Below are 7,966 nucleotides of genomic sequence, written 5' to 3'. Positions count from 1 at the left end.
CGCCGCCGGCCGCCCGGCGGCTGCTCGAGCGGCTCGGCGCGCGGCCGGCGACCGCGGCCGGCGTGCTCGCCGACCCGGCGGTGCGGGCGGCGGTCGAGACCTCGATGGACGCCGTGGACGACGGCTGGGACGACGGCGCCGACCCCGCCGCGCTCGCCGTGGCGGTGCTCGCGCTGGTCGCCGCGGCCGGCACCGCACCGGGGGAGCTGCCGTGGCTGGCCGAGCTGGCGCTGCCCGACGCCGACGGGGGCTGGGCGCCGGCGGGCGAGCTGGTGCTGCCCGGGTCGCCGTTCGCCGCGGCGATCGAGGAGGGCGCGCTCGGCACGCTGGGTGCCGCGCTCGACGCCGATCCCGCCGTCCTCCGCGCGGTCGGCGTCCTCGACGGCTTCGCCCTGGCCTGGGCCGAGGACCCCGACGACCTCGACGTCGACCGCGCCGAGGACTGGGCGGACGCGGTCCTCGACCGGCTGCCGGCCGGCGCGCCGCCGCCCCGCTGGCCCCGGCTGACCGCCGTCCGGGACCTCGAGCTGGTCGCCGACTGGGCGCGGGCGCTGCCGCTGCTGGCCACGCTGCCGGCGGAGGCGTGGGCGGACGTCGTCCTCGACGGGGTGAGGGTGCCCGGCTACCTGCGGTGGTGGCTGGCCACCCACCCGGTGCTCGACGGACGCCGTCCCGACCGGCTCCGGCACCCGGACGGCGCGGAGCTACAGGGACTGTACGAACCGGCGCACGCCGAGCCGGACCTGCTGGCCCTGCTCCGCCCGCCGGCGACCGTGGCCGACGTGCTGGCCGACGTCGACGGCGCGCTGGACCTGCTGGACCGGCTCGGCGACCCGCGGCGGACCGTGCCCCCGACGGTGCTGCGGACCGTGTACGCGCGGCTCGCCGAGGCGCTGGACGGGGTGGACGTCGAACCACCGGAGCGGGTGCGCGTGGCGCCGGACCGCGTCGTGCCGGCCGAGGCCGCCGTCGTCCTCGACGCGCCGTGGTTGCAGCCACTGGCCGGACGGGCGCTCGTGCCGGCCGGCGGCGCACCCGGCGCGGTGGCCGACCTGCTCGACCTCCCGCTCGCCGGCGAGGTGGTGCCTGCGACGGTGGAGAGCCGGCCGGCGCGGCAGCTGGCCTGGGCCGACGTGCCGGGGGCGGCGCTGGCCGCGGCCCGGCTCGGCGCCGGCCGGCTGGTCGGGGAGGTGGCCGTGCACGAACCCCTGCGGGCGGGCGGCGCGACGGTGCCGTGGTGGCCGGGGGAGGGCGTCGACCACGTCGACGGGACGCCGGCCGCGCTGGGCCGGGCGCTCGCCTGGCGGGCCGGGGCGTGGCCGCTGCGCCAGGCGCTGGCCGAGGCCTTCGCCGAACAGCACCGCGCCGACGCGCTCGCCGCCGAGGACGGCGTCACGCCCTGACGCGGAAAGTCCGGGTCGGGCCCGCCGCCGAGCACGCCGCCGGTCGGCGGACCGACCGGCGGCGCGTCCCTCGGTAGCGGGTCTCGGCGATCCCGGCCCCCTGCAGGGGCCGCCGCCAGCGGGCGAGCGGTGGGGGGCAGGGGTCTCACTCCGGTGGCCCCCTGCAGGGGCCCGCCGCGAGCGGGCGAGCGGTGGGGGCAGGGGTCTCACTCCGGTGGCCCCCTGCAGGGGCCCGCCGCGAGCGTGCGAGCGGTGGGGGCAGGGGTCTCACTCCGGTGGCCCCCTGCAGGGGCCCGCCGCGAGCGTGCGAGCGGTGGGGGCAGGGGTCTCACTCCGGTGGCCCCCTGCAGGGGCCCGCCGCGAGCGTGCGAGCGGTGGGGGCAGGGGGTCCTTCTAGTACCAGCGCGGGATCGGCATGGCGCCCGGCGCGTGGCCGTGCGCGGACGACGGTCGCCCGCCGCGCCCGCCGGCCGGTGCGCCGGCCGTCGGCGCGTGCTGGGTGTTGGTCCAGCAGCGGTGCAGCGACAGCCACTGCGCGGCGGTCAGTGCGCCGGCCCGCGTGGTCGGGGGCAGGCCCTCCTGGCGCAGCCAGCGGATGCCGGCCGTGCCGGGCAGGGAGGACCGCAGCGCGGCACCGAGCGCGGCGCCGGGCTTGGCGAGCACGGCGTGCACCAGGCGGTCGAAGGCCGCGGCCTCCTCCTCGGGCAGCTCGGCGCGGGCGGTGGCGGCCGCGCCGTCGACGGGGCGGTGGGGACGTGACAAGGCAGACCTCCGGTGGAGGCGGGGCGGCGCGCGGAGCGCCACCACGTACAGGGACTGGATGCGCCCGCGCACGGCGGGCGGGACGGCGGGGAGCAGGGCTCGACCCGCGGTGCGTGTCGCTCGGGGGGAGATCAGGACCGCATGGGAGAACGGTAGGACGCCGCCGTCGCGCCGTCGACGGGTTTTCCCACCGTCGGTCCCCGCGGTGACCGCGACGACGCTCCCCGCGGGGACCGCCGCAACGCTCTCCCCGGAAACCGCCCCTGGGGACCGCCGTGACGGTCCGCGCGGTCAGCGGCCGGAGCGGCCGGCCTTGCGCTGCTGGTGGGCCTCCCACCTGGCGCGGTCGCGCTCCCGGGCGTCCTTGTTCTTCTCCCGCTGCGCGGCGCGCCGGCGGGCTCGGGCGAGCTCCCGCTCCTCGAAGGAGGGGTGCTGGTCCCAGTTGCCGGCGAGCACGGCGACGACCCAGAGGCACAGGCCGAGGATGGCGACGAACGCGGCGAGGATCGGGTCGAGGAGCAGGAAGGCCAGCGCCGTCGCGACGACCCAGACCCCGCCCCACACCATCAACCGGCTCGACACACCCCCAGTATCCCTGCCCGCGGAGTGCTCGGAGGCGAGGCCAGGGCCGTCCGGCCCTTGCTTCCGCGGGCAGCGGTCCCTACGGTCGGGGCAAGCGGTTCAACAGTCAGCCGTCGCACTCGTGCCGGACTCCGTTCCGCAGCTCGGCCCCCGGGGCCGGAGCTCGATCGAGTCCTCTCTCCCGAGAGGCGCTTTCCGTGACCGCTACCTCCATCACCCCGACCGACGAACTCGTGTCGATCACGGTGGCCCACACCGCGTCCAGCGTCCGCCTGACCGTCGTCGGCGAGATCGACTCCAGTTCCGCGCCGGCCCTCCGCCTGGCCGTCGACGACGTCCTCGACGGCGGCGTGCGCGAGCTCGTCATCGACCTCGACGGCGTCACCTTCCTCGACTCCGCGGGGCTGTGCGTGCTCGCCGGCGCCCACCGCACGATGACCGACGCCGGCCTCCGGCTGCGCGTCCTCGCCTCCGGCCGGGCCGTGATCCGGCCCCTGCAGATCACCGGTCTGTGGGAACTCCTCGCCGTGGAGCAGGTCGAGCCGGGAGCCGGCAGCGCCGCCTGACCTCGGCGTTCACCTCGTCGTTCGCGACGTCCCCCTACGTGCGCCGACCGCCGGCGACGTGCTCCATCCCGCGTGCAGCACGGTGCGTGCCGCGTCGATAACGACCCCGTAACGAATTGCACGCGGTCACTCGCACGATGCTTCCCGTCCGCTGACCGGGCACCTACTGTCGCCGCTCAACCGACGTCTGTGACCCACGTCACAACCGGTTGGTCCAGGCAACGGTCCGGCGGCGGGGAGGTGGTCGTGCTCGCAGTCAGCAACCTCGAGGTCGTCTATGACGACGTCGTCCTGGTGTTGCGCGGCGTGAGTCTCGAGGTGCCCGAGGGGCAGATCGTCGGCCTGCTCGGCGCCAACGGCGCGGGCAAGACCACGCTGCTGCGCGCCCTGTCGGGGCTGCTGGACATCCACCACGGCGAGGTCACCCGGGGTCAGATCGCGCTGGACGGCGAGCGGATCGACCACCTCGACCCCCAGCAGATCGTCGCCCGGGGCATCAGCCAGGTGCTCGAGGGCCGCCGGGTGTTCGGGGAGTTCACCGTCGAGGAGAACCTGCGGGTCGGAGCCCACACCAAGTCCAAGGACCGGGTGGCCAACCTGGAACGGGTCTTCGACCTCTTCCCCCGGCTGCTCGAGCGGCGCACCCAGGCGGCCGGCTACCTCTCCGGCGGCGAGCAGCAGATGCTCGCGATGGGCCGGGCGCTGATGAGCAACCCGCGCTACCTGCTGCTCGACGAACCCAGCCTGGGGCTCGCGCCGCAACTGGTCGGCTCGATCCGGGACCTGATCGCGGCGATCAACGAGCAGGGCACGACCGTGCTGCTGGTCGAGCAGAACGCCTCGATGGCGCTGTCGATCGCCGACCACGGCTACGTGCTGGAGACCGGGCGGGTGGTGATGGACAAGCCCGCCGCCGACTTGCTCGCCGACGACGACATCCGCGAGTTCTACCTGGGCCTGGGCGCCGAGGGCAGCGAGCGGTCGTTCCGCGACGTCAAGCACTACCGGCGTCGGAAGAGGTGGCTCTCGTGAGCGAGCAGGTCGAACCCGACGACTCGGTGAGCGAGCAGGCGCCGGTCGTCGAGGTCACCGACGTCACGCTGAAGTTCAAGGGCGTCACCGCGATCAACGGCGTCTCGTTCGCCGTCGGCGCGCAGGAGCTCTTCGCGATCATCGGCCCCAACGGCGCGGGGAAGACGTCGATCTTCAACGTGCTCTCCGGCGTCTACCGGCCGCAGCAGGGCACCGTCCGGTTCCTCGGCGAGGACGTGCTGGGCCGGGCGCCGCACGACATCGCCGCCCGGGGCATGGCCCGCACGTTCCAGAACATCGAGCTGTTCGAGAACCTCACGGTGATCGACAACCTCATGCTCGGCCGGGCGCACCGGGTGCGGTACGGGATGCTCTCGGCCGCCGTCTGGTTCGGCCGGGCCCGCCGCAGCGAGCTGGTCGACCGCGCCGCCGTCGAGGAGATCGTCGACTTCCTCGAGCTGGCCGCCTTCCGCGGCTCCCCGGTCGGCCTGCTGCCCTACGGCATCCAGAAGCGGGTGGAGCTCGGCCGCGCGCTGGCGATGGGTCCGCGGCTGCTGCTGCTCGACGAGCCGGTGGCCGGCATGAACCTCGAGGAGACCGAGGACATGGCGCGCTTCATCCTCGACATCCGCGACGAGCTGCAGGTCCCGCTGATCATGGTGGAGCACGACATGGGCCTGGTCATGGACCTCGCCGACCGGGTGATGGTCGTCGACTTCGGCGTCCCGATCACCACCGGCACCCCGGCGCAGGTGCAGGAGAACCCCGACGTCATCAAGGCCTACCTCGGTGAGGACCACGCCACCGGCGGCCGCCGCAGCCAGGCCGCCCCCACGAGCGGAGGCACCCCATGACGGCGACGGTCGAGCGCCCCACCGGCGCCGCCCCGGCGACCACCACCACGATCGTCACGCGGGTGCGAGACCGGGCCGCCGCCACCCCGACCGCCGTCGCGATGCGCTCCAAGGAGCTCGGCCTGTGGCGGGAGACCAGCTGGGCGGAGTACTGGGACGAGGTCCAGGACGTCGCGCACGCGCTGCTCGCGCTCGGCGTCCGGCGCGGCGACCGGGTGGCCATCCAGTCGGAGAACCGCCGGGAGTGGCTGACCACCGACCTCGGCGCGGTGGCGATCGGTGCGGTGACCGTCGGGCTCTACCCGACCAACCCCGCCGCCGAGGTGGTGCACGTGCTCGCCGACTCCGGCGCGGTGGTGCTGCTCGCGGAGGACCAGGAGCAGCTGGACAAGGCACTGGAGGTCGGCGACCGGACGCCGGAGCTGCGGTCCATCGTCTACGTCGAGCCGCGCGGCATCCGGGGCCGCTACCGCGACCCGCGGCTGCTGCACTGGGCGGAGTTCCGGGCCCGCGGCCGCGAGCACCGGGCGGCGCACCCGGGGGCGGTCGAGGAGGCGATGGCCGCCACCCGGCCCGGCGACCTCATGACGCTGATCTACACGTCCGGGACGACCGGCCTGCCCAAGGGCGCGATGCTCACCGTGGCCAACGTGGAGGCGACCATCGGCGCGCTCACCGGTGCCGGCGGCCTGCTCGACCCGCCGGCCGGGGCGCGGGACCTGGCGCTGTCCTACCTGCCGCTGTGCCACGTCGCCGAGCGGATCTTCACCACCTGGAACAACGCCGCGACCGGCATCCAGGTCAACTTCGCCGAGTCGATCGACACCGTGCCGGCCAACCTGCGCGAGATCCAGCCGACCTTCTTCTTCGCCGTCCCGCGGATCTGGGAGAAGCTGCTGGCCACCGTCCAGGTCCGGCAGGCCGCGGCCAGCCCGATGAAGGGCGCGATCGGCCGGGTCGGGATGAAGCTCGCCGCGCAGGTGGGGGAGACCCTCGCCCGCACCGGCGGCCGGCACACCGCCGGGTCCCGGGTGCGGTACGGGCTGGCCTGGGTGCTCGTCGTCCGGGCGCTGCGCGAGCGGCTGGGGCTGCGGCGGGTCCGGTGGGCCGGCTGCGGGGCGGCACCGGTGTCGCTCGACGTGCTGCAGTTCTTCCTCGGCCTCGGCGTGCCGGTCTACGAGGTCTACGGGATGACCGAGAACACCGCCTCGGCCACCGCGAACCGGCCCGGCACCTGGCGACTGGGCACCGTCGGCGTCGCGCACGACTCGGTCGAGCTCCGGGTCGACGAGCGGACCGGCGAGATCCTCACCCGCGGGCCGGCCACCTTCGCCGGCTACTGGAACCGGCCCGACGCCACCGCCGAGGCCGTCGACGCCGACGGCTGGCTGCACACCGGCGACGTCGGCACCCTCGACGACGACGGCTTCCTGCGGATCACCGACCGCATGAAGGACATCATGATCACCGCAGGCGGCAAGAACATCGCCCCGTCGGAGATCGAGAACGCGCTCAAGGTCAGCCCGTACGTCAAGGAGGCGGTGCTGATCGGCGACCGCCGTCCGTACCTGACGGCGCTCATCGGCATCGAGCCCGACACGGTCGGCGACTGGGCGCAGCAGCAGCGCATCCCGTTCACCACCTACCGCGACCTCACCGAGAAGAAGGAGGTCCTGGAGCTGGTGCAGGGCATCGTCACCGACGTCAACAGCCGGCTGGCCACCGTCGAGCAGGTGAAGGCCTTCCGGCTCCTGCCGAAGATGCTCGACCACGAGGACGGCGAGCTGACCGCCACCCAGAAGGTCCGGCGCGCGGCCATGGCCGAGCGCTTCTCCGGCCTGGTCGACTCGATGTACCGGGGCGCCCGGTGAGGGACCTGCTCCTCACCCTCATCCGCGGGCTGGCCTTCGGCTCGCTCTACGCGATGCTCGGGATGAGCTTCGTGATCATCTACAAGGCCTCGAAGGTGATCAGCTTCGCCCAGCCGGCGCTGATGCTGGCCGGCGCGGTGCTGGTGAGCTACCTGGCCGGGCCGGTGGGCTTCTACCTCGCCGTCCCGCTGGCCGCCGTCGGCATCGCCACGCTCGCCGTCGGCCTGGAGCGGACGACGATCCGCCCGATGATCGGCCGGCCGGTGTTCGTCGTCGCGATCATCACCCTCGGCCTGGACGTCGTGATCCGGGTGGTCGTCAACCAGTTCATCGGCCGCGACGTCCGCAACGTCGGCGACCCCTGGGGGCTGTCCACGGTCGAGGTGCTGGGGCTGCCGATCCAGGAGCGCTACATCGCGATGGTGATCGTCCTGGTGGTCGTCTCGGCCGCGCTGTACGCCTTCTTCCGGTACAGCCGCTACGGGCTGGCGATGCGCGCGGCGTCGCTGGACCAGGAGGTCGCCCTGGTCCAGGGCGTCTCCGTCGGCGGGGTCATGGCGATGTCCTGGGCGATGGCCGGGGCGCTGGCCGCGGTCGCGGGGGCGTTCATCGGCACCGGCGGCGGGGTGGACCAGTCGACCTGGGTCATCGCCCTCAAGGCGTTGCCGGCGATCATCATCGGCGGCCTGGACTCCATCGCCGGCGCGGTGGTCGGCGGGCTCGCCGTCGGCGTCGTCGAGGCGCTCGTGGCCACGTACCAGGACGAGTTCGCCCCCTGGCTGGGCCCGAACTTCTCCCTGGTCTCCCCGTACGTGCTCCTCCTGGTCGTGCTGCTCGTGCGGCCCTACGGGATCTTCGGCACCCGAGAAGTGGAGCGGGTGTGACCGGGCTCGCGA

7 protein-coding genes and 1 pseudogene are annotated in these 7,966 nt (G+C 74.5%); 6 read left to right on the top strand and 2 right to left on the bottom strand.

Features of this window, described 5'->3' with window-relative positions; translation table 11 throughout:
- A pseudogene (locus MY526_RS23975) lies at positions 1-1,403 on the top strand (sacsin N-terminal ATP-binding-like domain-containing protein); the annotation flags it as partial.
- Positions 1,404-1,796: 393 nt separating this feature from the next.
- Here MY526_RS23975 and MY526_RS23970 read toward each other — a convergent pair.
- Together MY526_RS23970 and MY526_RS23965 are read right to left on the bottom strand one after the other, a co-directional pair.
- Positions 1,797-2,165: a hypothetical protein gene (locus MY526_RS23970; protein ID WP_436705221.1), complete on the bottom strand. Its 369-nt coding sequence runs from the start codon at positions 2,163-2,165 to the stop codon at positions 1,797-1,799.
- 291 nt (positions 2,166-2,456) lie between these two features.
- On the bottom strand, positions 2,457-2,747 hold the full coding sequence (locus tag MY526_RS23965; RefSeq protein WP_436695237.1) for a hypothetical protein: 291 nt from the start codon (positions 2,745-2,747) through the stop codon (positions 2,457-2,459).
- A gap of 197 nt (positions 2,748-2,944) precedes the next feature.
- Between MY526_RS23965 and MY526_RS23960 the strand changes: the two genes are divergently transcribed.
- From MY526_RS23960 to MY526_RS23940, 5 genes are all read left to right on the top strand, one after another.
- Positions 2,945-3,313 carry an STAS domain-containing protein gene (locus tag MY526_RS23960; RefSeq protein WP_436695238.1) on the top strand — a complete coding sequence of 123 codons (369 nt, stop codon included), beginning with the start codon at positions 2,945-2,947 and terminating at the stop codon, positions 3,311-3,313.
- A gap of 246 nt (positions 3,314-3,559) precedes the next feature.
- Positions 3,560-4,345: an ABC transporter ATP-binding protein gene (locus MY526_RS23955; protein WP_436705220.1), complete on the top strand. Its 786-nt coding sequence runs from the start codon at positions 3,560-3,562 to the stop codon at positions 4,343-4,345.
- Positions 4,342-5,199 carry an ABC transporter ATP-binding protein gene (locus tag MY526_RS23950; RefSeq protein ID WP_436695240.1) on the top strand — a complete coding sequence of 286 codons (858 nt, stop codon included), beginning with the start codon at positions 4,342-4,344 and terminating at the stop codon, positions 5,197-5,199. Before MY526_RS23955 ends, MY526_RS23950 begins: the two co-directional genes overlap by 4 nt.
- Positions 5,196-7,070 (top strand): AMP-dependent synthetase/ligase, encoded by a 1,875-nt coding sequence (locus tag MY526_RS23945; RefSeq protein WP_436695241.1) that lies wholly within the window; start codon positions 5,196-5,198, stop codon positions 7,068-7,070. Before MY526_RS23950 ends, MY526_RS23945 begins: the two co-directional genes overlap by 4 nt.
- Positions 7,067-7,954: a branched-chain amino acid ABC transporter permease gene (locus MY526_RS23940; protein ID WP_436695242.1), complete on the top strand. Its 888-nt coding sequence runs from the start codon at positions 7,067-7,069 to the stop codon at positions 7,952-7,954. The genes MY526_RS23945 and MY526_RS23940 overlap by 4 nt, the downstream gene beginning before the upstream one ends.
- Positions 7,955-7,966: the final 12 nt, after the last annotated feature.

Source organism: Geodermatophilus sp. CPCC 205761 (assembly GCF_051383655.1).
Classification (GTDB): Bacteria; Actinomycetota; Actinomycetes; order Mycobacteriales; family Geodermatophilaceae; genus Geodermatophilus.
The sequence above is the reverse complement of the archived record's forward strand: the minus strand, read 5'-3'. Positions and strand labels throughout refer to the sequence as shown.

Excerpts from the sequence above, each read along its gene's own strand:
- MY526_RS23945 (WP_436695241.1), top strand. The coding sequence starts at position 5,196 with ATGACGGCGACGGTCGAGCGCCCCACCGGCGCCGCCCCGGCGACCACC.